The following is a 26,221-nucleotide window of genomic DNA, read 5'->3' on the forward strand; positions in this document are numbered from 1 at the left end:
ACCGAGGGTGTTTAAACCTCGGTTTGATCGAAATTAAGCTTTTTAACGGGTCAGGATTAGCTGCCTGAGCTTTCGTTGTGTTTTTTGCTCAATGTGTTTATTTGATGCAGAGTACTAAACGCGGTTTTTTCAGCATACTCAACATAAGCGAAGTGCCCGCAGTTGCTAAAGCGTTGAACTGGGGTGTTTGCGTATTTGTCTGTGTTGTCATTTAGCGGGTCACTGTCGCCTTCAATCACCCACACTTGAGCATCACTGCTCCCATCTGTTAGCACGCTAGACTGTCTTTTCATCAGTGCTTGAAAGGCGTCGAATCGGTGGCTGTTTTCTGCTGAGTATTGGATTGCATAGGCATCGCGATACAAGCTTTTTGAAAATGGATTACGGGCAAAGAGTGTATTAACCACCCATTTAAAATCTTTCAACGACTTAACGGTGAAGCAATGCTGAACAATAGGATTGACTCGATCCGATTGAACGAAAGGGTTGATCAGCGTAGTAGACATTAATGTACTTGAGCTATATCGCGCCGCGTGTTTTAAGTTCTCCGCCACCAAGTTACTGGCCCCATGCGTGACCAAGTGGAATTGAGTAATGTGGAGTTCTTTCAACACATGCAGTACCAGCTTGCTTAATTGCGCTCTGTTTAAAGCGACGTACTCTTGGTGATAGCTATCGATGGTATTGTAAATATCAATAATGGTTACGTTCACTTCACTGCGAATGGCATTGACGAACGGCAACCACGAATATTTATCAGCCAACACGCCGGGCAGAATCACCACATGTGGTTTTGAGTGATCAGTTTTAGTACATAACGCCGACACTAGATGATGGTCGTACAGTGAAGAACACGGACGTAATTGGGTTTTATATAACAAGTACTTTTTCTTTACTTGCAGTAAATAGGCACCGGCTCTGGGGTAGGTTGTTAAAATAAGAATGAAAAACAAAAGAGCGGCGAAAAACAAAACCCACATTTTATAAAAACTAACCTTGATATACGACTGAAAAGGTAACGCGTAACTGCTTTTTTGGCTGGATTTAACCACTGATTTACAAGGAGTTACTACTTGGGCTAATAGTAACATAGCGACGCCACAGGAAACACTGTGAATTGCTAATTTGCGTGCGAAAATTCACCCCTTATATCAACTTCATCTGGTTATATCCTCTGTTCGTCAATTGATGCTTACCTACAAACGAATTCACTTGCTAGCGTAATAGACACGCAATGCCTTTTGCATTGCTTAAAGGAGTGTTATGCGGGTTTTTATTTTATCTTCACTGACTTTGATGGTACTGGTGAGTGGATTGGCAAGTGTCTTTCTGAATTTTACCTGGTGGTTAACCGCCTGTGTATTGCTTGTTTGGTTAGTCGCCATGCATGATGCGTTTCAAAGCCAACATTCGATAATGCGAAACTTTCCTTTTGTTGGCCGTGCTCGCTGGTTAATAGAAGCACTTCGCCCGTTTATTCAACAATACGTGCTAGAAACTGAAACCAGCGGTACGCCAATAAACCGTATGTTTCGCACGATTGTTTACCAACGTGCCAAAAACAATCGAGACTCGGTACCGTTCGGTACGCAAATCGATACCTACAGAGATGGGTATGAATTTATTGGCCATTCTTTATCCGCATTAGATATCAAAGAAATGGACCACGACCCGAGAGTAAAAATTGGTGGGCCAGCTTGCCGCCAACCATACAAAGCCAGCCTTTTAAATGTGTCAGCCATGAGTTTTGGCGCATTGAGTCGCAATGCAATTAAAGCGCTGAATAAAGGGGCTAAATTAGGTCAGTTTTACCACAATACTGGTGAGGGAGGGTTAACACCGTATCACCTTGAGAATGGTGGTGATATTGTGTGGCAAATAGGCACCGGCTATTTTGGTTGTCGAACAAAAGACGGAAAGTTCGACCCCGACTTATTTAAGCAGTCGGCCTCGCACCCACAAGTTAAAATGATTGAAATAAAACTGTCTCAGGGCGCGAAGCCGGGACATGGAGGCATTTTACCCGCAGATAAAAACAGTGCGGAAATTGCCCGCATTCGCCTTGTGGAACCCGGTACCGAAGTAATTTCTCCTCCTACCCATAACGCCTTTTCTAACCCTATAGAATTAATAAAATTTGTGGATCAACTGCGCCGTTTAACCGACGGTAAGCCCATCGGATTTAAACTGGCCCTAGGCCGCAAGAGTGAGTTTATCGCTATTTGTAAGGCCATGGTCGAAACGGGAATCACACCCGATTTTATCACCGTAGATGGCGGAGAAGGTGGCACAGGCGCAGCGCCTTTGGAATACAGTAATTCAATTGGTTTTCCGTTGCGTGAAGCGCTGGCATTTGTTGATGACTGTTTAGTGGGGTTTGGTTTACGTCAGCACATTAAAATTATTGCCTCTGGCAAAATTATTACCGCCTTTCATCTCACCAAGAATCTCGCGCTGGGCGCAGACTTGTGTAATAGCGCACGTGGAATGATGTTAGCACTGGGTTGTGTGCAGTCGTTGTCTTGCAATACAAACCGATGCCCAACAGGTGTTGCCACACAAGACCCTAAGTTAGAAAAAGGCCTTGTTGTTACCGATAAAGCGCAACGTGTATATCAATTTCATCGTAAAACCATTCTCGCTATGGTCGACATTTTGTCGTCGACGGGGCACGCCACACCCAGCGCGTTAAATCGAACCCACATATTTAGACGTGTTGACCAGCAAACGGTCAAACGCTACGACGAAATATTCCCATTAACGCGCCCGGGCAGCTTTTTGGCCGAACCGTACCCCGACAATTATGCGCTTCACATTAAAGAAGCCAGTGCGACGACGTTTAAGCCGATTAACTTGCTTGCAGAAATAGAACGAGAAACCCAATCTGTAGGGTAGAAGCTTGACGTCCATCAATTTACAACGTGTAAACGGTTGTTATAGTAACGATAGAATGTTTAAGGAGAACAAATGATGACTACGTATGAACAAGTATTAGTCGCAATAGATGTTTTTTCTGATTACAAAGAAGTGGTTGCAAAAGCCGTACAAATTGCCGACTCACCCAATACCATCTCGTTGGTCTATGTGTGTTACCCTCAAGCCAACTTTGAACCTTATGGGTTGTTTCTCGAAAAAGACTTCACCGATGAAGTTAGAGGGCAAGCGACAGATAAACTCAAGCAAATTGCCGCAGACTTTGCTATTCCTACTAATCAAATAAAGGTCGCAATAGGCTCGCCGTCTGAAGAAATACACGCTTATGCCGATGAAATTAATGCCGACCTCATCGTATTAGGCACTCATGGTCAAAGCGGCCTACAACTTTTGTTAGGCTCTACATGTAATTCAGTATTACATGGTGTGAAATGTGACGTTTTGGCGGTTAAAGTCTGAAAGCGAAGTGATAAAAGCAGTTTGTAAGTAACTTTTGGCCGAAATGCGCGTGTAACTGGCGTTGGTGTGGGAGTGAGTTTGGCTTATTATTGCAGTCTCTATTTTTTAACTTGCTATTTGTACACCCATGTCAACGGCTACGCATAAACGCATTGGAATACTGTTATTCAATGGCTTTAACCTGATGGATGTGTCAGGCCCGCTAGAGGCCTTTTCCCATGCATCGCGTATTTCCAATACCCGTTACGAACCCATATTAATTGGTCACCATCAGCATGACTATATGTCGGAGTCGGGGATTGCGCTGTCGGCTCGCTGTGATCTCGTACAACATCCGCCACTAGACATACTCATCGTGCCCGGAGGTTCGGGCGCACGAGATCCGCGCAACAGGTCGGTTTTTAACGCATGGTTAACCGCGCAATTGCAGCAATGCCAAAAACTCTTGAGCATATGCACAGGGGCGTATTTAGTCGCCGGGACTGGGGCATTCGATTACCAGCCGGTTACTACACATTGGCAATTTGCCCATGACTTTCAGCTATGTTTTCCTAAAACTCGCTTGCAGCGCGATAAACTCTTTGTGCAATCTGGCAAACTTTATTCTTCTGCCGGCGTGACTGCAGGCATCGACTTAGCGTTATCGATTATCGAGCAAGACGTGGGCGCAGAGTTAACCATGCAGATAGCCAAGTTTCTGGTGATCCCTTATCGTAGGGCGGGTTCACAAACTCAATTTTCTGAAGCCTTAAAATACCAAACCTTAGTCGGCAGTGAATTTGCCGACTTAATAGCGTGGATGCGCCAGAATATCGCAACGGCGATGGGGGTGAGCGATCTTGCCCGTCAAGCGGGTATGAGTGAACGTAACTTTTCTAGACGATTTAACGAAGCGTTTTCAGTGTCACCGGCTAAATACCTTGCATCGCTGCGTATCGAAGTGGCCAAAACTTACCTTGCCGAACGCCACTGCCATATTTCGCAGGTTGCCGATGCGTGTGGTTATCCGAATGTAGACGTTTTTCGTCGAGCTTTTGAGCGCCATGTTGCCATGACACCGTCTGCCTATCGAAAACAATTTAGCCTGACAATCGACCAAGACTAATTATCTGAAGGCTTGCTGTCTCGGTCTCGATGAACAAATGTGGCTTGTTCTTGATCCAGATTTAAAGCGGTGATTGGGAACGGGATCACAATGCCTTCTTGTTCAAAACGTTTGTGTAACAGCTTGATAAATGCCGACTTAATAAAGAAGCGGTTAAAGTATTCTTTCGCTCTAATCATTACCGTTAAATTAATACTCGAATTGTCGAATGTGTGGAACAACACAAAAGGTTCGTATGTCGACACGGCCATTTCATGAGTTGATAGCACTTCCTTCGCTACTTCAATGCAGACTTTTTCTACATGGTCTAGGTCTGAACTGTAATGCACGCCAACTTCAACCGGTACTGACAATTCTTTTTCGGGGTAGTAATAATTGATCACTTTAGATTGAGATAACTTGCTATTGGGCATAATAACGCTGTTGTTAGGTAACATGCGGATCCACGTGCTGCGCCAGCCAATTTTTTCCACAAAGCCTTGTTCTCCGCTGTCTAGCTCTATGTAATCACCGATACGTATTGGCTTGTCGATAATGAGTTGTACACCAGAGAAAAAGTTTTCTAATGTAGGTTGCAGGGCGAGGGCAACCGCTAAAGACGTGATACCTAACGACGCAATCAGTGGCGTAATGGAAATGCCCATTGAGCCTAAAACAATGAGTACACCCAGCGTGATTAAAATGGCGCGGATCGCCCCTTTAGCGATACCGCTGGAGTTTTGCAGCACCGGTGACTGGCTAGCGTATTGCTTAATAGAGTGCGTGCACATGCGCTCTATGAAAAGGACAACGGTAACGATAAGCGCTATTTTGATAATGTGGCCGATAAACTCATACACGCTGTCATCAAACAATTCAAACCATTGCAGTAAATAACGCACTATCCAGGTGAGAAACGTAAAAATTAGTAACGATAAAGGGCTATTGAGCGAAAGCACTAGCACTTTGTAAAACCGCTTCATGTCTTGTTCTTGTTTTGCGCGATGGTTTAACCGCGAGATAAAAAGGTGTTTAGCGATAAATAAAACGATTAAAAGTACAAACACTGCACCAAAACTGATCCACTGTGGTGACTGCAATAGTGAAGTAGATTTCATCACTTATCTCCTTAGTGTATGAATTTAATACTATTTGAGCGTAATGAGGCCTTATTGCGTTGTTGAAACAAGCACATACACACGCCGAAAATGTCAGTGTAAAAAACAGTGCAAGAGGCACGCCATACTCAAGTTGTTAACCCTAACTTCCTAATCTTTAAAGCGCCACCAGCGCGAGGCTGTAAATACCGATAAATCGAAAGCGAAACATCCACTTATGCACTAAGCTTCTAGTGCAGGCATCTGATTGGTGGTGTCTTGATGGAATAGCTAACTACAACAGGTTGACTCAATGAACAACAGCAGTTTACTCATACGTACAAAAGCAAAATATTTAAGTGTTACGCTTACGGTCGCAGCGATTATTGTGATTTTCTTAGTCATGCAGTGGCTCGCTTTGCCCATTATTCGAGAGCAAGTACAGGAAAAAGAAGTACAAAGAGCGGCCGCGAGTGCCAATGATATTCGTGTTTTGTTGAGTAAAGGCGAGGTGTTAACCCAAACATTGGCCGCGCTGAGTGAGTCGCTTCCCCTCAATGACGATGAATTTTTACGGGTTATGCCAGAAATCATTAATAACTTCGACAACAGTGCCGTTGTTGGCGGGGGAATATGGCCGGAACCATTTGCTTTCTCACCACAAGATGAGCGCCACGCCTTTTTCTGGGTACGCGACAACAACTCTGTGGTGTTTTCTAACGATTACAATCAATCTTCTGTTAAGGCCTATCACCAAGAATCCTGGTATGCGATAGGTAAAAATTTATCGCGGGGCCAATGTGGTTGGTCAGAAGCATATGAAGACGCCACTACAAAAACCGCAATGGTAACTTGTACGGTACCGATAAAGCGGCAAGGCACATTTTGGGGTGTTGCCACAATAGACCTTATGTTAGATGGGTTAGACGCATTAATACGTCAGCAAAATACATCGTCGGGTGGGTATACCTTCTTGCTTGGTCAGAATAATCAGGTGATCAGCTTCCCAGATATTCGGTCTCAATCGCTGGATATGAAAATGCTGGAAGATATTGCACGTGCAGATAGCTCGTTATCGCCGTTATTCAACGCCGTTAAAAATAAGGCTGTTTTCGCACAACTCCCAGAAGGGGTCGTGGCAAACGAGGCCTCGATCGTATTGGTCGAGTATTTAGAAAAAGAAGGCATGGTAGTCGGGACGGTATTGCCTAAAAACGTGTATAAATCTGCGATATCCAGCTTGAGTTGGTCTTTGTATCTCACATTGGTGCCATTGCTCATTGGCTTCTTAGGGTTACTCATTTTGAACGCAAACAAAGTGATGTCATGGGTAGAAGAAACGACCAATCAAATTAATTCGTTAACCCAAGGCAAAGCCCAGTCTAATAAACTGAGCATTGACCGAATGGACGAAATTGGCCAACTGAAAAAAGCGGTAAACGATTATGGTGAACACCTAAAAGGGCTACTGGAACACATTTCGACAGAGGCGAAAGAGTCAAAATTAAGGGCAACAGACCTTAATGCCTTAGCGAGCCAACTCAAGCAGAGAGCTGAAAGCCAACTGTCTCAAAACACCATGCTTGCCGCAGCGATAACGCAGATGGCCAGTAGCGCAGACGAGGTGGCCTCGAACACACGTTCAACTTCAGAGGTAGTAGAAGAGTCAAACGGCATGGTCAATCGTCGTATGTTAGACGTTGAAGCCAATAGCAAAGCCAATCAACAATTATCTGGAGTGCTGGAGAACACGGCGGGGATCATTAACCGGTTGTCTTCCGATGCTCAACAAATGGGCGCAATGCTAGAGGTGATCAAAGGTATTTCAGAACAAACAAATTTGCTTGCCTTGAATGCCGCCATCGAAGCAGCCAGAGCCGGTGAGCAAGGGCGCGGCTTTGCAGTAGTTGCCGATGAAGTACGCACGCTTGCAGCGCGTTCACAGGAGTCGGCCAGCGAAATTGAAAAACTCATATCGCAGTTGCAATTATCCGCCAAAGAAGGGGTGGATATTATTGTTAGCTCTCAAACGTTATCAATGGAGTCGGTTGAGCGATCGGCGAAAGTGATCGCCGCGTTCAATGAGATTATCGACGTGTTTAACAGCGTGACTGAACGTACCGCGCAAATTGCTGTTGCAGCCAGCGAACAGGCCAGTGTGACTGGAGAGATTCACCAATTAGCTGAAAGTATTCAGGAAAGTAATCAAATGAACGCCGAAGATGCCAACAAGCTTAGTAATTTAAGTGAGTCTTCATCTGCACTGTCTCATCGTTTATATGATCTTAGCCAGGGGCGTTAAATTGTGTTTGACGATGCAGTTTGCGATACAATGCGCGCTCTTTTGCATTTAACACATTTTATCTAGGTAGGGAGGCTAGGCGTGCGGGTACTCAAAAAACTCCATGAAATCACGTCTAAACAAGGCGTCGGCTTTGAAGAGAAAGTGCAGGCGCTGTTGGCATTTGGCTTGAAAATATTTGAGTTGGACATTGCGATAGTGAGCCAGGTTAATGGCGACTTATATGTGGTGAAACATGTAATTAGTCCAGACGATGCAATCCCCCGTTACGCAGAATTTGAGTTCAAAAGCACTTATTGCTTTCTTACATTAAATGCAAAAAAAGCCATTGGCTTTCACCATATCGGCGACAGCGAACTACACACTCATCCCTGCTATGAAAGTACAGGGCTAGAGAGCTACATAGGGGCACCTATTGTTATTAACGGTGTGCCCTACGGTACTGTTAATTTCACATCATCTACGCCTAAAACATCGCCGTTTTCTAGCCAAGACTACGATTATATCGACTTGTTATCTTTGTGGATTGCCAATGAAATTGGGCGGCAAAATACACTGTTTGACTTGCAGAAAAAAAATGAGGCACTAGAGGCAATGAGTGCATTAGCCACCATTGGCTACTGGGATGTAGACCTTGAACATGATCGGCTATATCTGAGTGATACCGTAAGGGGCATACACGGTCTAACCAAGGAAGTTCACCCTTCGATGCAAGAGATGTTCAGGCGTTTTTATGACACCGAAGAAAACGCGGAAGCAATAGCTAGTATTCGACAAGCGCATAAAGAGGGGAAAGCTTGGTCGGTGACCATGCTTATTAACACGGCCTCGGGCGTACCGAAATGGGTGGCGGCACAAGGGCAGCCGGTATTCGAAAATGGCGAATGCGTGCGTATATTCGGTGCAACACAAGACATTGATGAACAGGTGAAACTGCGCATAGAATCTGATAAACAAAAGCAAGAAGCCGAGCGCTTACTTGCGGAAAGAACCCGGTTTCTAGCTAAAATCAGCCACGAGTTACGTACACCTGTAAACGGCATAAATGGCATGTTGGCTGCGCTCGACACCAATATGATCAAACCTGAGAACATCAAGCGTGTTGATATTGCCAAGAAAAGTGTTAACACGTTGAGCTATTTGCTCAATGACTTACTCGACTACGCCAAATTAGAGCACGGCAGCCTTGAGCTGGAACACATTGCCTTTAATGTGCAGGAAGAGTTAACCAGTGTTATCGCCTTGTATGAAAATATTGCGCAAAGCAAAGGGGTATTACTGAGTAGCCAGTTTAATATTACCCCTCATAAGGTATTGCGTGGTGATCCAAACCGATTAAAACAAATTTTAAGTAACCTGCTGAGTAATGCCGTTAAATTTACCGAGCAAGGCAGAGTAACGGTGTCGGTATCTACCGTTGTCGATAAACACAGGGTTAAGTTGGTGTGTGAAGTAACAGACTCGGGCATTGGAATTTCGCAACAGGCGCAGAGTAATTTGTTTAAGCCATTTACACAGGAAGGCCAACATACGGCTCGTGAGTTCGGCGGTACTGGCCTTGGGCTTTCTATTGTCAAAGAGCTGTGTGAAAAAATGGAAGGTAGCGCGTCTGTTACCAGTACCCTTGGTAAAGGGGCGACGTTCAGTGTGGACGTGCTTTTAGACCTCGCTGACGATGATCAGCTTTTCGACGCTCAGGCGGTTAAACCCGCGAACCTGACATTACCCTCGGGCCTGCATGTGCTGGTGGTGGAAGACAACGAAATTAATCAAATTGTATTACAAGAATTATTATCGCAGGCCAATATTACAGCAGACTATGTCGATAATGGAGAACTTGCCTTAACCGCGTTAGAGCAGGCGTCTCCGCAACAGTTTGATTGTGTATTAATGGATTGCACTATGCCAGTGATGGATGGTTTTGAAGCCACCCGACGCATACGGGCTTTCAACAATGGCTATGAGAGCATCCCAATTATTGCTCTGACCGCCAATACGATGCCAGAAGATAAATTAGCCTGTGCACAAGCTGGAATGAACGACTTTATCGCCAAGCCTGTACAGCTAGATGACATTAAGCAGGCCATTGCACGAGTGTTGTAATTGGGGAGGCGGGTCAAACGCCGTTTAACGTTTATTTGGTAATGATAGCGCTAGAGTGATTATTAGTTTGTCTTCTACACTAGCAGCGCCTTATCAATAACCGCTTTAAATTGCTTGGCATAATTTCTACTCAAACGCACTTGTATATCGCCAGAGAGGTGTACGTCATAGTCACCATTGAGACGTGAATGATAGGCTGTGACTTTATCGATATTCACGATGCATGAGCGGTGCAGCTTGATGAAACGAGCGTCGAGCTCGCCGGCGACTCGTTTTAAAGAAGCTGAGTGCAAATAACTGTGTTCTTCTGTTTGCACGATCACATAGGGAGAATCCGTCTTAATACAAACAATAGTGTCAAAATTCACAAGATAATGCTGTTTGCCATTTTTTATCTGCAAACTTTTGTGTTGGACGTTCGCTATGTTTATGTTTGATTTGGGGAAGTGAAATTTTTTAATATAAGCGATTGAGATAAAATAAATTAACAGAATTTTGGTGCTGTCATTCGAGAACGTAAAAACCAGAATTTTAGCAAAGCCATATCCTTGTTCTTTCCCTATCCAAGATAATGTCCATATCATGCCCGTTGATAGAAAAAAGTGGCAAAAAACTAATGCGGTATACAAACCAAACAGCTTAGGGTAAGACAATTGTTTGATCTTATTAAAAAACGGAAACGAACAGACATAGGCGACGATAAACACTCCCCATACGCATTTGAAAAGCAGTGATTCATAAAATACGAAAGGGGAGTTGTGCCTCAGTGTAAATAAGTAATCCTGAAAGACAGCCAGAGCTATACCAGACACGGTAACCATACAGACAATAAAAAGAGGTTGTGTTGGGAAAAGTGGGAGAGACTTTCTTTGTGCTGCATTTATCACAATAAAGACCTGTTTAAATGTATTGACCGAAGGTTTACGTTAACAAAGTCATAGACCTGATAACACAATAATAATGGTTAGAAGTCAGGTTTCGCTTTCAACTTTAGCGCTACATGTATTAGTTCTCCTGTTTCTGTGGTTGTAATTTCGCGTATTGCGCCAAATTCCCCTGCTTTTTTGAAAGTAATTTCTGCCGCTCTGTCAGAGAGGTATCGTCAGAAAAATACGCTTTTAACGCCCATTGACGCCCGTGTTGCTCAGACACAACAGTAAAATGAATATGCCCACCTTCGCGGCCCCAATGATCAGGTGCCGCTTTGATTGTGTTAAAGGTAAAGCGCCCGTCTCGATCCGTTTTCACCCAGCCTTGAATGCGCCATGTGGATAGCGCTTTATCATTGTGCCCAAAATCGAATCCATGATTATCTCTGTGATAGGCGTGAACCGTAACGCCAGCAGCAGGAGCGCCATATGGGTCAACGACAAGACCTTTTATTTGCAGTTTTGTACCCGGCTCGTCGCTACTCACCATTGTTGCGAAAGAGGAAAGTACCTGAGGGCGACTCGCCACAGCTTCCTCCCAAGAGGCGAGCCAAGAAGGATCTACGTGTGAGTTTTCAGCGGCAGAAAATGCATGAAACGCAGAGGCAACTAGAATAACAGCTAGGATGATTGTTGAATTTGAAAGCACAGTAACATACCTTGTTTGCTTGGTGTTGGCTAAAAATTGGCCCGTACAGCCGCAGTGTTCAAGGTGTTTTTTCCGAAACGATGGATTTTTAAAGCGAGTGGAGGGGAATGTTAAATTTCTTAATGTATAAACCTTAAATTTTTACAGCATTTTGTTTATATCGGCGCTAACACCTTTGGTTATTATCTTCGTTCTTGGTCAGAGCTTTACCGAAACTATTAATTTGATTGCTATTCCGACAGTTCTAGGGGCAATAATGTATTGGTTTTGTCTTAAGATGTTCGGGGCACTGCCAAAAAGCTAACTTATTGTATCTACAGTTTTTTATAATAAGCGGGAAGCGTTGAAGGTCCAATCCTTTTCTATTAATACCCTTTAGTTTGTCTGATAGGTGGCTGTGTACGTAATGAAGACGTTCAGATATGCAATATAAAACGACAGAGATGAGCGAATGGCGGAAGTTCACCAGTCCTGAAGTAGACAACTATTCCACAAGCCAAAGCGGTCATTGCCTTCCGTTTAGAATTCATAAACGAAATACACAGCATTTATTCTTCACCCGTGAGATTTTGAGATAGAAATTTGAAGCACTTGGCTTTTAAGCTAGAACTCAAATAATGAAAAAAAGGTCATTACAAATTTTTAAAATGAGTTGAACCATAATTTCATATATATCTAGTTATTTGAAATTCATCAAATATAGTATTTTGTGTTGACAAAATACTTCCAATGCTTGTCTCAGCAAAGTTTCAGTTCAGTTTCCGAAAAATTAAAACCTATTCTATTGTTTTCCTAGTTTTCTAGAAAATCATTAACGAAGCCGATAAATAATTTTGCCTTTTTGTATTAATGCTCAATAATCTTACGCAAAATGATACTTGTTTTTTAATAGTATTTGTCAATCTTTTTTTCTAGTGATAGTTTATCAAAATCTGATGTACTTAAATACTTGTCTAATTGATTGCGTGCCGATAACTTTGGTTCACCTTTCAAAACAATAAATTGATCGTCATTAACCAATAACTCCTTTGCTTTGAACGCGATTGCTGCGCCTTCGTTGTCAAATTCCGCTATTGCTTTATTGTTATGTGCTGAAAAATATTTTAGGCCAATTTCAGTATCTAAAACACCTGTGTCTGGTATGTTTGCCAGTAATGATGCATCGAGAGATTTCAATGAGTGGCATTTGTAGGATTTTACTTTCCATACTTCATGGATCATAAACGCCCTTCTTACGCCAATATCGATACCTTTCTTTATAAAGTCCTTTTGGCTTAATTTGTTAATGTGAAAACAGAGCGCCCCGAAATTTTTAATATTTGTTTTACTGACTTCCCCCAGTTCAAAAACGGTATCGTTTTCGTAAATTGAATTAAATTTACCTAAACCATGTTTAAAAAATGCTTTTGAGTTTTTCTTTTTGGTTAAATAACATTCGCTATAAATTACGGAATTGATAGGAAAAGCTTTTTCTACTCTACCCTTCATGGGAAAGATATCCAATAGAGAAGTAAAATAGTTATCTACTCCTAACTTAAACGAGAACCATCCACGATTGTCGCTTTCAACTAAAATTCCAAAGACATCAAGCGTAGGATCAGGATGTACGAGGAAGTTACATGATTCAAAATTCAATTTTTCCCTCAGCTTTTAAGTCAATTTCATTTTTATTTACCCAGATTCCTAAGGCGTTGTCTTTACCATTGAGTACTGTCTGATTAAAGTCCTTAAATGCATTTCTTAAAGCATAAGGAAGCGTCAATTGTGAATACCCCTGATCAACGATATGGCACAATATTTTAGTTGCTTCTTCACAATCATTTTCATCGGCTTCTTTGGAAAAAGCGATGACAAAACGATTTTTTGAAAGTTTTGATGCTAATTTTCCTGAAAAACAACAACAAAGCAGTAACAAATGAATTGAAGAATTATTCAAAAGGCAACTTTGAAACCACGATGGATTGTAATCTAAGCTATCTCTCTTCATTGGTTTCACTATGAAAGGCTCTTCTTCAAACATATGGGCACTGAAAATCAAAATATCTGGTGCATATTCCGATATTTCCTTTTCGAAATCTTTAATAGTTGGCTCAATAAGATTAAAAACCGGTTTCTCAACGTTATCAGACTGATTGAGTATTTTTAAAGCTGCGCTTTGTTCTCCCAGAAATAATGGCGATTCATCTTCTTGCGTCACCGAAGCCATTGCAACTTTTAAGTTATCAAATGTTTGATAGATACTCGTCTCAGAAAATGATAAAACTGGTTGTTTGTATAAATCGTTATGTACTCCAGTGACTAGTTTTTCATCAAGTAGCAGCAGTTCTGTTTCACCAACATAGGCATCAACCTCTTTTAACATTGATTTTCGACGCTGAACCCCTGGATCAGCATTCGTCATATATTCTTCTTTGTTTTTGACGATATCTGACAATGAAACCGAATAAGGGCTTAGGTCGACAAAGTTATAGACGAGATAGATTATCAATTCATTTGACGGATTGAAACGATTGTGCTTAACAAACTCTTCTTTTCCGCCAGCCCAGACAAAACCAAAAGGAATGCTGAACATCTCCCGTATATTGTCATTTATTTCTTCCCAAACCTTATCTGAGGCTGCGTTGCTCGATCGATATTGCTGCTTGATACTTGGGGTCATTTCAAACTTACCATAGACGCTAGCTATGCCCCACAAAACAGCATCGTCATCCCTCTTGGGTTCGTAGAAGATAATTTTTTGACTTTGGGTGATTAACTGACCTTTTGAACCAAATTTAATATAAGCTGCGACTTTTCCTTCATTGAATAGGCTATTAATGCGGTCATATTTAACTCTTGAAGGTGGCGCAAGCGTAACTAGACCTGCAATTTGACGTGAATCAAAGCGTGACAAATTCCTATAATATTCTACGCCTAATTCTTCAGCTGTTTTGTTGCGATTATCAGTTAAGGCTTCGTCGTCGGCGTATAGGAGTGCATTGACGTGATGGTTATTAAAATAAATGACCTCACCAGAAAATTCTTCAGCTTTGAGAAAGCAGATTTTTAAATCTCTTTCCCAAACTTTCAAAGGTCTACTGCTTGAATCTTTTAATGTCTCAGCGTCTTCGTTTTCAATTGAAAAATCAAAAATGCACAAGTCGCCATACACTCTTGATGTAAATTCAATACTCTCTATTTTATGAATTTTTTTTGTCTTATTTAAATACCTAGGAATCGTAAGGTAATTCATTTTAGTTTTAAGCTTTGACGAAATATCCCCGCTACCTTCAGAAACCTCAATTGTGTGAACATGCAAGTCTAATTTGTCATAATGCTCTTCATTGTCTTGTAAATAACTATACTGAACAGTGATATTAGTATCTTTGTGCTTAAAACTCTCATTAGTGAGCTTGGGACTATATCTTTTTTTAATAAAGAATTTTTCTATTATCCAATAGCTTGCTCTATCGTAATCATATGGGTCATAGCTATACGTAGACCGGATAGGCATAGATAATGTGTTGATTTGCGAGGGCCCAGCATACTTATTGCTGTTTGAACCAGAGTATTCAAATCCGGCAATGAGTAGTTCTCTTAGGATGGAATTTTCGTAAATATCGTGGTTGATGACATCAGTATAAATTTTTTCATATTGCCGAGACTCAGCGAATCTAACGATGTGCTTGAGCAATTTATCGAATAAGAAAGATTGTTTACTTTTCGTCTCTTCTGAATCCATAATTTTGTTTTCTGTATGAAGTAACAGATTTTTTAATTCAAGATGCGGCGCTGCTTGCTTGGATTTGACGAGTGCCGAAAATAAAAGATGTTCTTTTTGTGGTTCATCACTATAAAAGGCAAACAAACCAAAAGCTAACCTTTCATACTGGTCATCTTTTAATTTTGAAATAACAGAGGATATCCATTGCTCATGATATGGGTACCTCTGAAACCAACCGTTATTTGCATTTAGATTTGCATTTAGAATGACGTTCAGCTCTTCTTTACTGAATATCCTCCTAACGTAGTAGCTTTCTGTACCCATGCTTAACATCCCTGTTGATTGTTTAAAGAGCTAGAAAGGAAAAATCAAATTTATTTCTCTCAGTTTGGTTTTGAGACTTTCCAGACAATCAATATTACGAACAGCGACACGACCGCCTTTGTAAACGAAATATTCTCTATTTTCGTACTGCCTAATTTTCGTAGGGACTGACAATTGCACAATACACTCACCTAAATCATCTGCAATTGTTTCGACTTTCGACAAAACATCGTCTCGTTTGAGCTTGTCTTTTAGGTTAAGTGGGTAGTGTCTTGGCCACTCTTTAGGAGTCCTGTTCGGCATATTATTTCCTTATTAAGGTTTAATTGGTATGAGATAACAATCTAGCTTTATTATCTTTTTACGCATAACTGTTGAAAATGTAAACTATAACTGTTCAATTTTCACTCTTTATTTTGTGCGTAGCACGGTCAATCGTAAGAATAAAGTCCTAATATAAAGTGTCTAAATAGCAATATCTGAAAGCTGATTTTCTAACTCTACCTATGAGCTGTTTTGCTCAATGAACGCCACTAGCCTATGTATCGTTATGAAAATATTGACTTTTGATGATGCTTGAATTTCGTACTCCCTGTGTAGCTTCATATTCGAACTTGCCGCTGGATATTTCTTCGGCCGTCATGCAAATGACGTGGATTTCGTCGACGTTCCCTAGGTCTGATTCCGCCTGTTCTAGCGACGATCGGCTAATGGCACAAAACGGAAATTCATAGACACTACTAGTGAATGTCCGCACCTTGTCTCTTGATGACAGCCAAAGTTAGCTGTAGGTCAACTGTGTACGTATTGCAGACAATTTTCCGAAAGAATATAGTTTTTCAGAGGAAACGGGTGTTACTATGAAGTCTCACTAATAAGCTGTTAGGTTTATAAGATCATGAAGAAGCTCGTCGAAAAAATCGAAAATGGATTTCCAGTTTTTGATAAGTTGTTTTCAGAGAATAAAGAACAAGAACTCGGTCTCTCAAAGCTCCTCTATCGTGTTTTGGTATATGCGGCAATCGTTGCCGCTACGCTTCTTGTTGTCGATCTGGCACTCATTTCATTCACTGAGAAAGGCGGGGTTTTTGGCGACTTTCTCGGAGGCGTTTTAAATCCAATACTCACCTTTTTAACTCTTTTTGGCCTAATCATCACAATAGTAATTCAAAGGCAGGAGCTTCGTTTGGCTCGTATCGAATACACAAAAACGGCTGATGCACTTAGTACACAAGCAGTCGAAACAACCTTTTTCAACATACTCGACCTTCATCATAATATTGTTGATAACCTTCGTGTTGATATCGATGAATTAAAAGCCAGAGGCGAAATCGCAGGCATTACCGAAGAAGTGCTTTTATCATTTGTAAAAATGTCGAAAAAGTCTGTTTTTACAGGGAGGTCTGCGTTCGAGGCAATACTCGAGTTCGTTACAAAGAGAACTGAATCACCAGACGAGGTCGTTAGTCGCTACAGAACTCTACAAGATTCTCATAATCACGTTCTAGGGCACTACTTCCGAAACCTTTACCAAGCGTTAAAGGTTATCGATGGATATGAAGAAGATGTATTGCCTGTAGAAGAAAAAAGGAAGTACACAAGTATACTCAGGGCTCAATTATCCACGATTGAATTGGCGCTCTTGTTTTTGAATTGTATCGAGGGTGTTAGTGATGAAGGGCAATTTAAAAATCTAGTAATCGAGTATTCAATGTTAGAGCATCTTCCAATTTCGCAAGTGGATGCCGGATATGAAATAGCTCGCAAATTCATAGCTAGCGATCGAATGCTGGAAGAATACCGCCAAAAGAAAGAATTTGGTCTGGAGTTAGAGAAATATTACGGTGGGGCCTTTGGAAAGCACAAGGGCATTCCATATAACCTAAAACCTAACAATAAGGTCAACAAGGACGCTTCGTACTAAAGCGCTCGCGCATGTTAGCTGAAGCGTTAAACTCCCGCTGTTTGTCTACAGCGGACTACTTCTAGCGTTCTATCAGATGTCTGCAAATCACTCTAAGCGGAGGTGCCATTTCAGACATAAGCAAAATGCTCTTTCCCAAAAAATGCCGACCGTCAGATTTGATTTGACTCAAACCCCATAGCAGTCCAAACACAGGTCGTGTATGAGTGACTACACCTCAGGCTTTACGCCCAATTGCGCAGAAAACGGCGACAATTACTAGACTGCAATTTTTAAAAAACTTCCTATATTCTTGCCTCCCACATCAGGAGGTTTTATGAAAAACTGGCTATTTTTATTTATTGCAATTATCTGCGAGGTTATCGCAACAACAAATTTAAAACTCAGTGATGGGTTCACTAAACTTGTGCCGAGTGTGATCGTTATCGCTGGCTATGCTGGTGCGTTTTATTTTCTCTCACTTACGCTAAAGTCGATTCCCGTTGGCGTTGCGTATGCGGTATGGTCTGGGCTAGGCATTGTTGCCGTTTCTGTTATTGCGTGGATGTTTTTCAATCAAAAACCAGATGTTTGGGGTGTAATTGGTATGTCGTTAATAATATCTGGCGTGATAGTACTCAACACGCTCTCGAAAACTACAGCAAACTAAAACAGTTTAAACGCTTAATGCAATTCAACCCCGAACCTAACCTCTATGGGTTAGGCCACAGGGAGAGTCAGGCGTTGAATGGTTTTATCCAATAACGCATTCATTTGTTCCATTGCTTTACTGGCCATGGAGAAATAAATATCGCTGTTGAGGGTGATCTTGTCTTTTGCGATTAGCTCTTCTTGAATGGTTTGAATGAGCTTGTCGCAATAGAGTTGTGCCTGTGAAATGTCTTTCGCTGCGAGTGCATCGGCATGTTGGCCTAGTTGATACAATGCTTCGGTTGAGAGTTGCCCAATTTTAGCGTGCAGATAACCGAGTTTTACTTTGTCTATTTGCGAACTCACACCCGACGTCGACACTGCCATGCCAACCGCTCTTGCCTGACCAATAAATTCAACCGCTAGCGGTAACTCTCGCCATAAAAACTTAAATTCATTAAAGCTCATTGGCAAGATGTGATTTTGTTGCCACGCCTCGGTGATGTCTTCAAACATGTATAACAAGTTTTCGATTAGCGACGTGTGTTGTTTAAAACTATCTGGCACCGACAGGTTAAATGCGTTTTTTTCTAACCGTTGCCAATGGTCTTGATATGCTACCCAGCGAGGCGTTGCCGTTGCTTGTTTTACCGCTGAGAGGGCGTTTTTATTCTCGTTTATTTGGGTTCTCAACGAGGTGATCATGGGCTTAACTTGTTCATTACCTTGCAGGTAACTGGCTGTTAGCCCACGATGTTTTTGAGAGTTACTAATGAGGTCTTTCAACGTTGCAATGACGGTAAATGCCTCTAATTGCTTTTTCTTCGTTTGGCGTTTTTTGTGCCAAACACTGGCTAATATCAACAAAGTCAAAAACAATGCAATTAAAGCAAAACTAATGATCATACGTTTTCCTTGCTTGTCCCTGTGATCGTTTTTAAGTATTCAGCTACTTTGGCTGTTTGCTCGGCAATGCGGGCATTTTCTGCGGCAGACTCGACAACGCGCTCAATGCTTTTGGCTATTTCTTCTGTCGCGATAGACTGCTGGGTAGTGTTGGCTGAAACGGTGAGTACCTGTTGTTGCACATCATCTGATTCGTCATGAATAACCGATAATTTATTTGAAGCATCTGTGGCTTTCTCCAAACAAACTCCCGCTTGCTGCTGAACCAAATTAATATTTTTGCTCACCGTATCGTTTTGAAGCGTTAGCGCTTTAATACTTGCATTAATTCGCTCAGCACATTGATTGCTTTCTTCCGCCAAATGACGTACCTCTTCGGCAACAACCGCAAAACCGCGGCCCATTTCGCCCGCTCGTGCTGCCTCTATTGATGCATTAAGAGCGAGTAGGTTGGTTTGCTCGGCAATGGACTGAATGGACGAGGTTAACGACAACACTTCGGCGGTTTGTTGTCGAAGATTGTTCATGGCCTCTTGTGTGTCTGTAAGCTCTGAGGCGATGGTTTGCACTTCTACAGAGAGGGCAACGACATCTCGGTGGCCTTGGTTTGCTAACTCACTGGCAGTAACGGATGACTCGTTCACTTTGCGAACTTTTTCGGCTACTTCAGCGAGAGACTGTGTCATTTCGCTCACCGCGGCAGCGGTAGTGGTAGTAGCATCAGATTGAGACTGCACGTTTGTTGATACATCTGATGCAGATTGAATAACCTGTTCACATGAATAGCTAATTTCTGAAAGTACTTCCGCGAGTTTATCTCTTTCTCGGGTAAGCTCTCTAATGGCGTTCACAATCGAAATAACATGCTCGGGCAGTACCTCAGATTCGAGAGACAAGTTTCGATAGTCTTCGTGATTAGTAGAAATCTTCTTTAGCGTTACATCCAGCGAGGTGATCGCGTCTGTAACTAAATAAGCATGTGAAATAAAACACCAAACGGCCAAGAGCATCGATATGATGGCTAAAGGAACATGGTGAAAGTAAACAAACAGACCAGACACAGCAATTAACGTTAATGCTATTAGCATCAATTGAATAGACGCTGTGCGGTAATGGTTGGATTTAAAAAGTAAGTGTCCTGGTAAAAAAAGGTTTTTTTCACGGGTTTTCCTAACCTACATGAAAAGCAGAATGTGTCTTTTTCTGTGCAAAATCTAAGCCATTAACTTTGCTTTATAAAATTGCCTTAAAACCTATACAGTTACTTGGTTGTGGCTGTGTGTGCCAAAAGCGCCATGGCCAGTTTGCATCAAATTGATCCACAGGGTTGTGTTACAGCGCACCAAATTTGTACAAACTAAAATATCAATTTTCTGGTTTAACTTTGAATTTTCATGCTAGAAAGGTAATCTGGTACTGTATTTGTCTGAAAAAACTTAGATATCAACTATGTTTAATCCTAAAGCCCGCAAATTAAAAGGTGAAAGCATTGATCTCATTACGCGTTAGATACATCGTCGCCTTGGCTTTAATTGCGGTACTCGCCACCTTGGCGTTGTTTTTCGCAGAGCGGATGTTGGGAGAAAGAGACGTCGATGCCAATGTGATCAACGTTTCAGGGCAGCAACGTATGTTGAGCCAAAAAATTGCTTTGTCGGTTACCAAGCTGCTGTATCAAGACATGGGCGATATTGAAAAAATTAATCAAATTACCGCGTTAACGGTTTCGATCGACAAATTTAGAAGTAATCACAATACGCTCACGAGCCGAGCGCTACCAAAACCTGTTGAACAGCTTTATTACGGTGGCTCGCCAAACCTTGATACTCGCATCAAGCAATATATTAATGCGGGAGAGTCGTTGCTGGTGTCACAGCAAAATACTATGGCATTGCCTTATTTTGAACCGCGCTTTATCGACAATCTGCTGACTGATCTAGATCGTGTGGTTTACGCATTTGAAAAAGAATCTCAAGACCGATTAAACGCACTAAAGCGTATTGAATATGGCCTGTGGTTAACCACATTAGTGGTGCTAGTACTTGAGCTGCTGTTTATTTTTGAACCCATGCGTCATTTAGTGATGGCGAAGGTTAAAGATATGGAAGCCGCACTTGAGCGAGCCAAACAGGCCGAGCGCGAATCACAGGAAGCCAGTAAAGCCAAATCGGAATTTCTCGCGTCGATGAGCCATGAACTCAGAACGCCGATGAATGGGATGTTTGGGATGATGGAGTTGGTGTTAGATAACCCAGACAAAGCCTACGTTTATATTTCCAAGGCTAAGTTGGCGGGTAAACAACTGCTGGCGTTGATTAACGACTTGCTCGACTATTCAAAAATTGAAGCAGGGAAGGTGAGTATCGAGCACACTTCCTTTATGTTGTCTGAGGTGATTGACGATGTGGTATCGATTCACGCTGTTAATTGTCAGAAAAAATCCATCGCCATGAATTACCATAAACGAGGTGCGTTGCCACCGCGTGTTATCAGCGATCCAACTCGCCTCACACAAGTTTTGAATAATCTCCTCAGCAATGCCGTAAAATTTACCCAAGAAGGCAGCGTGAGTTTAATTGTCTCTATTTCAATTAAAAACAAATCGGCGTGGCTCGAATTTGAAGTGCAAGATACGGGAGTGGGTATTCCCGGCGATAAAATTGAGACAATATTTGAGCGCTTTTCTCAAGCCGACCAATCAACCACACGGCGCTTTGGCGGTACAGGTTTAGGCTTGGCGATCACCAATAACATTGTAAAACTAATGGGTGGTCACATTCGGGTAACCAGTACGCTAGGGCAAGGTTCTGTTTTTAGTGTTGCCTTGCCCATCGACATCGACCGTCAAAGCAATGTTACGTCTAGCATTGAACCGCACGGCTTGCACTGTGCAATTATCGACGACTTATCAAGTAGCCGAGAGTATTTGGCACATTTGATGGAATCGTATCAATTTAGGGTAACCAGCTTTGACTCAGCATTTGGTTTTCTTGCCTCATCACGGGCCTTTGATGTTGTAATACTCGATATTCATATGCCAGAAATGGACGGCATCGAACTGATTGAAACCTTAAAAGCGTCCGGTAAGGATAAGCTTTTACCGAAGGTTATTTTAGTGTCAGCCGTTGCCGATGAGTACACGATATCTCAATCGGTTGCCGATTCGGTTTTTGCTCTACACACCAAACCCATAGTGAAACCCAACTTTGAGCGTGACATTCGCAGGCTCATCGGCTCATTGGATGAAACTCAGCATCGGTCAGAAACCACTCAGATGAGTAAGGGTCTGAATATTCTGGTGGCTGAAGATAACGAAATTAATGCTGAAGTGGTGCGGACGATGTTGGAGTCATCAGGTCATTCGGTCACCATTGCCCATGATGGTGAAATGGCGATAGACGCTTACAAAACCGGCTCATACGATATTATCTTGATGGATATGAGTATGCCTAATATTGATGGTATTACCGCAACAAAGGTGCTGCGCGACACGTTTAACGCAACAATTCCAATCATTGCCTTTACTGCTAATGCGTACGACGAAGACAAACAAATGTGTTTTGAAGCCGGTATGAACGACTTTATTTCCAAGCCAGTAGACAAACCTACTTTGATGCAAAAAATTCAAGACGCTATTAAACATTCATGATGGTTCGCCTTGTTGTGGGGTAAGCGACAAGGCGATATCTAATCGGGTTTCGTTGTTTATAAAGTAGACTAATGTCTATGGATGAAACCCACTTTCTCTACTAATTTTGTATTAGACAAAGTTGATATTTATAAATGTAATACTCACATCGTTATTGCGTTCATGTTAGGCATGTAGCGTGGCTTTTGATGTGAGTTCACAAAGCATTCAGTTCAACTTGTATCTCCATTTTTACCTGCTAATTTAAAAGGTAATACGTAATTTCATGATTGGAATGGGTGTATTAATATGTCTGAACAAAAACCTGTCATTATGGTTGTCGACGATTCAGTGACTGATATCCAACTTATGTTGGAGACGTTAAAACGTGATTATCGCGTACTCGTTGCAACATCGGGGCAGCAAGCATTTGATAAAGCCCATGAACCCATGCACCGTCCTAAAGTGGTGTTACTCGACGTGGCAATGCCAGAAATGGACGGCTACGAAACCTGCCAAAAGTTTAAATCAGACCCTGTAACGGCCGATATTGAGGTAATATTCGTTAGTGCTAACGATCATATCAAAGAAAAGTCCAAAGGCTATGCAATGGGAGCAAGCGATTACCTGACAAAACCCGTGTTAGGTGACGAGTTACTACATAAGGTGAAAATGGCGGTGGAGCGAGACGATGCGCGTCATGCCTACGATGAACAAAACGAATCGGCGTTGGAAACCGCTACAAATGCTATTAGCGACGCGGGAGAATTGGCCAGCGTAGTGCATTTTCTGCGCCGCAGCTTTCATTGTCACACCGTGGAGTCGCTTGCTCAGCTTATTGTGTCTACGTCTAATGACTTGGGGTTACACAATAGCGTGCAAATTCGCTCAGCCAACGGTTCTTTTGAATGTGGCTCAACGATGCCAGTGCCTCCCTTAGAAAAAGAAATGCTTACCGCCCTTAAAGACGCCGGGCGTATCAACGAGCGCGGCAAACGAATGCTGTTGAATTACGACTACATTTCTCAAATTGTTAAAAACATGCCCGTGGAGAACGAAGAAAAATGCGGGAGGTTACGAGATAACCTACTGTTGATCCTCGAAGGCGCAAACAGCCGTTTAGAGTCTATTTCTATGCGTTGTGAGTTAGAGCAGGTGATGAACCAAACCCGCGAATCAATGGAAAGAATGCAACAGAAACAGGCTGAACAGAAAGAAGCTAGCTACCAAGTTGTCAACGCCATGCAGGATGAAATTCAAACGACATTTCTTGATAACGAGCTGACTGAAGAGCAGGAAAATGCGTTGTTAGAAGTGGTTTCAAGACACGCCGACAAAGTATTTGAAACCTATGATAAGGGCTTAGCGATTGACGAAGAGTTTGAGCACATCGTTAGTTTAATGGAAAGTACCATTCAGCAGCATGCGAAAAACGTAGAACAAAAAGATGAATCTGCGTCATCGTCCAATGATATCGACGACATCTTTTTCTAAATTGGATAGCCTATTCGTCAGCGGGTGTTGGGTTAAGCGATCTGTTTGAGGTTAATTTGGAGGAGGTGGGGCTTATTCAGTGTCATATGCCTTACAATCAGCAAATTCTATGTTGAAACCTATTGTAGGAACCTAGAGACAACAAAATACGTTTTGTGGCCGTTGATTTAGGGAGTTTGCTGATCCCAAAATGTGCTGTTTTGAAACGTTCACATTTTAACAAGGCGAGTATAATATCGGAACTAGCGTTATTTGGAGCATTGATAATAAAAGGACTTTCATTAATGATGAGAAAATTACTCACAATTCTGCTTTTATTAATTCCCGCTGCTGTTCTGGCGTCAGATAAAGACTATCAACTTCATATTTACGTTAATTATTACAAAGATTCTGATTCATGGGCAGTAAACTATGAACTGCCGATTGCTGTCGAACATGTTGCTTTTAGCAGAAGAAGTAATTTTGATCGAAGAAAGCTGTATGAAATAGATGAATCACAGTTTAAGTGGGATCAACAAGGTGATGCATTATTAATTCGCAGTGTGGATGGTAAAAAGTTTACCTCCTTGAGTATTCACTTTTCCTCCTATTACGATTTTATCCAAAAAGACTATACGCATAACATCAAGTTCACTGATGGCAGCGTACTGTTGTATACGAATCATCTGGCTTTAGGCGCCAATGTAATTGAAGACAAATCAGTTAGTCCGATTGGGGCGTCATTTAAGGGCACAAAGTTTCACTTCTACGGCCCGAATCAAAATATCGTATTTCTGGGGCGAAACCATAAAGACAAGGCTTCTTGGACTCAAGAAGGCGAGGGTACATATATATATTTCGGTAATATACGGCCGATCGAAAACGACAATATGATTGCTATTGTTGATCCTGCATTACCAACATGGGTATGGAAACAAACTCAGCAAAACTTCCCTAAGCTTTTTGACTATTACAAAGCGAAAACAGGGCAAGCCTTAAACTTTAAACCAGTTGTATTCTTTAATTATGATCAAGTGGATGGCGACTATTCAAATTATACCGGTGGTACATTGGATGGGCTTGTTCAACTGACTATTAACGGTCAGCGCTGGAACACTGAGAACAACGAAATGTTTAATAGGCTATTCCACTTTTTGGCTCACGAAGCGGCCCATTTCTGGAATGGTCAAATGTTCACTTTTGAGGATCAACGTCACTCTTGGATGCATGAAGGCGGCGCAGATACATTCGCAAACTTTGCAATGATGGAATTTGGCTTGATAACCTATGAACAAATGATTGAGAAGTTTGAAGATGCAACTAACAATTGTTTGTTAAACAAAGGCAACGAGTCTTTAGAGGAATCAGCTAAGCTTTGGCGTTATCGTAATTATTATGATTGCGGCGCGGCCATGGGGCTTGCGAGTCATGTTGCCGTTAAAGCAAAAGATTCAAGTAAAACTGTTTTTGATGTTTGGAAAAATATGTTTGATACAAATATTAAAGATAGAGCTTATAACCAACAGGACTACTTTGAAGCATTAAACCATTTAACTAAGTCAAAAGTGCTATCTATGGCGTTTGAAAAGTTTAGCAGCACTAGTGATTTAGATAATCAAATGGAGGTCACTTCTTGGTTTGAACGTTCAGATATATCAACCCAGCTCTCTAACGATTATCCTAAATCTGCAATCAGGCATTGGGGAAAACAAGTTATTTATAATCTGATGAAGTCGCATTGTAAAAGTGTCAGCTTCAGTAGTTATGATGACTTTGTAAAAACTTACCCTATTGAGGGCTGTAAATCATTTGAACAAAGTATGGAAATTCAGTTTGTCAGTGGAGTGGCGATTTTTAATGATGGCATAAATGCATATAGTTTGTTTAAGGATAAGTGTGACAATGGTGAAACGGTATCATTACAAGACAGAGAAAAAGTAAATGTTGCTGAGATGAAGTGTTTGGGGCAGGTGCAAGATTTAAAACCGTATTTGAAATTGCAAGCTCAATGATAGTTAGCAGAGCTGAATGACTGTTTTAGACGTACTAGTCCAGATGCTATCAATCATCCTACCT

Annotated in this window: 19 protein-coding genes; 10 read left to right on the plus strand and 9 right to left on the minus strand. The window is 41.8% G+C overall.

Annotation, left to right across the window (positions count from 1 at the left end; translation table 11 throughout):
- Window positions 1–56 precede the first annotated feature (56 nt).
- Entirely contained in the window at window positions 57–1,091 is a 1,035-nt protein-coding gene (locus tag ACXAH6_RS16205) for an alpha/beta fold hydrolase (RefSeq protein ID WP_474878493.1), read from the minus strand.
- Between the two features lie 172 nt (window positions 1,092–1,263).
- Here ACXAH6_RS16205 and ACXAH6_RS16210 point away from each other — a divergent pair, with 172 nt between their 5' ends.
- The 3 genes from ACXAH6_RS16210 (at window position 1,264) to ACXAH6_RS16220 (ending at window position 4,498) form a co-directional block, all read left to right on the plus strand.
- Window positions 1,264–2,895, plus strand: a complete 1,632-nt coding sequence (locus ACXAH6_RS16210) for an FMN-binding glutamate synthase family protein (protein ID WP_474878495.1) — start codon at window positions 1,264–1,266, stop codon at window positions 2,893–2,895.
- A 75-nt stretch (window positions 2,896–2,970) separates the two neighbouring features.
- Complete coding sequence (locus tag ACXAH6_RS16215; protein WP_474878536.1) at window positions 2,971–3,393, plus strand: universal stress protein; 423 nt, start codon at window positions 2,971–2,973, stop codon at window positions 3,391–3,393.
- 127 nt (window positions 3,394–3,520) lie between these two features.
- Window positions 3,521–4,498, plus strand: a complete 978-nt coding sequence (locus tag ACXAH6_RS16220) for a GlxA family transcriptional regulator (RefSeq protein WP_474878496.1) — start codon at window positions 3,521–3,523, stop codon at window positions 4,496–4,498.
- Here the strand turns inward: ACXAH6_RS16220 and ACXAH6_RS16225 are convergent.
- The gene (locus ACXAH6_RS16225) at window positions 4,495–5,595 is read right to left on the minus strand and encodes a mechanosensitive ion channel family protein (RefSeq protein WP_474878498.1); all 1,101 of its coding nucleotides are present in this window, start codon (window positions 5,593–5,595) and stop codon (window positions 4,495–4,497) included. The genes ACXAH6_RS16220 and ACXAH6_RS16225 overlap by 4 nt on opposite strands.
- 292 nt (window positions 5,596–5,887) lie before the next feature.
- Between ACXAH6_RS16225 and ACXAH6_RS16230 the strand changes: the two genes are divergently transcribed.
- Both ACXAH6_RS16230 and ACXAH6_RS16235 read left to right on the plus strand, forming a co-directional pair.
- Window positions 5,888–7,876: a methyl-accepting chemotaxis protein gene (locus ACXAH6_RS16230; RefSeq protein WP_474878500.1), complete on the plus strand. Its 1,989-nt coding sequence runs from the start codon at window positions 5,888–5,890 to the stop codon at window positions 7,874–7,876.
- Window positions 7,877–7,957: 81 nt separating this feature from the next.
- Window positions 7,958–9,979 carry a GAF domain-containing hybrid sensor histidine kinase/response regulator gene (locus ACXAH6_RS16235; RefSeq protein ID WP_474878502.1) on the plus strand — a complete coding sequence of 674 codons (2,022 nt, stop codon included), beginning with the start codon at window positions 7,958–7,960 and terminating at the stop codon, window positions 9,977–9,979.
- A gap of 74 nt (window positions 9,980–10,053) precedes the next feature.
- Here the strand turns inward: ACXAH6_RS16235 and ACXAH6_RS16240 are convergent, their stop codons facing one another.
- The 5 genes from ACXAH6_RS16240 to ACXAH6_RS16260 all read right to left on the minus strand — a co-directional run bounded on the left by ACXAH6_RS16240 (window position 10,054) and on the right by ACXAH6_RS16260 (window position 15,887).
- A complete protein-coding gene (locus tag ACXAH6_RS16240) occupies window positions 10,054–10,866 on the minus strand; it encodes a LytR/AlgR family response regulator transcription factor (RefSeq protein ID WP_474878503.1) in 813 nt (270 codons plus the stop codon).
- 118 nt (window positions 10,867–10,984) lie between these two features.
- Window positions 10,985–11,557, minus strand: coding sequence for a dioxygenase family protein (locus tag ACXAH6_RS16245; protein ID WP_474878505.1), 573 nt, complete (start codon window positions 11,555–11,557; stop codon window positions 10,985–10,987).
- A gap of 885 nt (window positions 11,558–12,442) precedes the next feature.
- Window positions 12,443–13,192 carry a hypothetical protein gene (locus ACXAH6_RS16250; protein ID WP_474878506.1) on the minus strand — a complete coding sequence of 250 codons (750 nt, stop codon included), beginning with the start codon at window positions 13,190–13,192 and terminating at the stop codon, window positions 12,443–12,445.
- Complete coding sequence (locus tag ACXAH6_RS16255; protein ID WP_474878508.1) at window positions 13,182–15,584, minus strand: hypothetical protein; 2,403 nt, start codon at window positions 15,582–15,584, stop codon at window positions 13,182–13,184. Before ACXAH6_RS16255 ends, ACXAH6_RS16250 begins: the two co-directional genes overlap by 11 nt.
- A gap of 30 nt (window positions 15,585–15,614) precedes the next feature.
- Window positions 15,615–15,887: a hypothetical protein gene (locus tag ACXAH6_RS16260; RefSeq protein ID WP_474878510.1), complete on the minus strand. Its 273-nt coding sequence runs from the start codon at window positions 15,885–15,887 to the stop codon at window positions 15,615–15,617.
- A gap of 595 nt (window positions 15,888–16,482) precedes the next feature.
- Between ACXAH6_RS16260 and ACXAH6_RS16265 the strand changes: the two genes are divergently transcribed.
- The gene (locus tag ACXAH6_RS16265) at window positions 16,483–17,508 is read left to right on the plus strand and encodes a putative phage abortive infection protein (protein WP_474878512.1); all 1,026 of its coding nucleotides are present in this window, start codon (window positions 16,483–16,485) and stop codon (window positions 17,506–17,508) included.
- Window positions 17,509–17,824: 316 nt separating this feature from the next.
- The gene (locus tag ACXAH6_RS16270) at window positions 17,825–18,157 is read left to right on the plus strand and encodes a DMT family transporter (RefSeq protein WP_474878514.1); all 333 of its coding nucleotides are present in this window, start codon (window positions 17,825–17,827) and stop codon (window positions 18,155–18,157) included.
- Window positions 18,158–18,207: 50 nt separating this feature from the next.
- On the opposite strand, the gene ACXAH6_RS16275 is transcribed toward ACXAH6_RS16270, so the two are convergent.
- Window positions 18,208–19,044 carry a nitrate- and nitrite sensing domain-containing protein gene (locus ACXAH6_RS16275; RefSeq protein ID WP_474878516.1) on the minus strand — a complete coding sequence of 279 codons (837 nt, stop codon included), beginning with the start codon at window positions 19,042–19,044 and terminating at the stop codon, window positions 18,208–18,210.
- On the minus strand, window positions 19,041–20,132 hold the full coding sequence (locus ACXAH6_RS16280) for a methyl-accepting chemotaxis protein (protein ID WP_474878518.1): 1,092 nt from the start codon (window positions 20,130–20,132) through the stop codon (window positions 19,041–19,043). Before ACXAH6_RS16280 ends, ACXAH6_RS16275 begins: the two co-directional genes overlap by 4 nt.
- A 401-nt stretch (window positions 20,133–20,533) precedes the next feature.
- On the opposite strand from ACXAH6_RS16280, the gene ACXAH6_RS16285 reads away from it, so the two are divergent.
- The 3 genes from ACXAH6_RS16285 (at window position 20,534) to ACXAH6_RS16295 (ending at window position 26,157) form a co-directional block, all read left to right on the plus strand.
- A complete protein-coding gene (locus tag ACXAH6_RS16285) occupies window positions 20,534–22,693 on the plus strand; it encodes a response regulator (protein WP_474878520.1) in 2,160 nt (719 codons plus the stop codon).
- A 288-nt stretch (window positions 22,694–22,981) separates the two neighbouring features.
- Window positions 22,982–24,166, plus strand: a complete 1,185-nt coding sequence (locus tag ACXAH6_RS16290; protein ID WP_474878522.1) for a response regulator — start codon at window positions 22,982–22,984, stop codon at window positions 24,164–24,166.
- A gap of 284 nt (window positions 24,167–24,450) precedes the next feature.
- Window positions 24,451–26,157, plus strand: coding sequence for a hypothetical protein (locus ACXAH6_RS16295; RefSeq protein WP_474878524.1), 1,707 nt, complete (start codon window positions 24,451–24,453; stop codon window positions 26,155–26,157).
- Window positions 26,158–26,221 lie beyond the last annotated feature (64 nt).

It is taken from the genome of Alteromonas sp. ABE4_545, from assembly GCF_056161325.1.

What these genes read in the sequence shown, in the direction of transcription:
- ACXAH6_RS16205 (WP_474878493.1), bottom strand. Translation starts at nt 1,091, where the DNA reads ATGTTACTATTAGCCCAAGTAGTAACTCCTTGTAAATCAGTGGTTAAA.
- ACXAH6_RS16210 (WP_474878495.1), top strand. Translation starts at nt 1,264, where the DNA reads ATGCGGGTTTTTATTTTATCTTCACTGACTTTGATGGTACTGGTGAGT.
- ACXAH6_RS16215 (WP_474878536.1), top strand. Translation starts at nt 2,971, where the DNA reads ATGACTACGTATGAACAAGTATTAGTCGCAATAGATGTTTTTTCTGAT.
- ACXAH6_RS16220 (WP_474878496.1), top strand. Translation starts at nt 3,521, where the DNA reads ATGTCAACGGCTACGCATAAACGCATTGGAATACTGTTATTCAATGGC.
- ACXAH6_RS16225 (WP_474878498.1), bottom strand. Translation starts at nt 5,595, where the DNA reads ATGAAATCTACTTCACTATTGCAGTCACCACAGTGGATCAGTTTTGGT.
- ACXAH6_RS16230 (WP_474878500.1), top strand. Translation starts at nt 5,888, where the DNA reads ATGAACAACAGCAGTTTACTCATACGTACAAAAGCAAAATATTTAAGT.
- ACXAH6_RS16255 (WP_474878508.1), bottom strand. Translation starts at nt 15,584, where the DNA reads ATGGGTACAGAAAGCTACTACGTTAGGAGGATATTCAGTAAAGAAGAG.
- ACXAH6_RS16260 (WP_474878510.1), bottom strand. Translation starts at nt 15,887, where the DNA reads ATGCCGAACAGGACTCCTAAAGAGTGGCCAAGACACTACCCACTTAAC.
- ACXAH6_RS16265 (WP_474878512.1), top strand. Translation starts at nt 16,483, where the DNA reads ATGAAGAAGCTCGTCGAAAAAATCGAAAATGGATTTCCAGTTTTTGAT.
- ACXAH6_RS16270 (WP_474878514.1), top strand. Translation starts at nt 17,825, where the DNA reads ATGAAAAACTGGCTATTTTTATTTATTGCAATTATCTGCGAGGTTATC.
- ACXAH6_RS16275 (WP_474878516.1), bottom strand. Translation starts at nt 19,044, where the DNA reads ATGATCATTAGTTTTGCTTTAATTGCATTGTTTTTGACTTTGTTGATA.
- ACXAH6_RS16280 (WP_474878518.1), bottom strand. Translation starts at nt 20,132, where the DNA reads ATGCTAATAGCATTAACGTTAATTGCTGTGTCTGGTCTGTTTGTTTAC.
- ACXAH6_RS16290 (WP_474878522.1), top strand. Translation starts at nt 22,982, where the DNA reads ATGTCTGAACAAAAACCTGTCATTATGGTTGTCGACGATTCAGTGACT.
- ACXAH6_RS16295 (WP_474878524.1), top strand. Translation starts at nt 24,451, where the DNA reads ATGATGAGAAAATTACTCACAATTCTGCTTTTATTAATTCCCGCTGCT.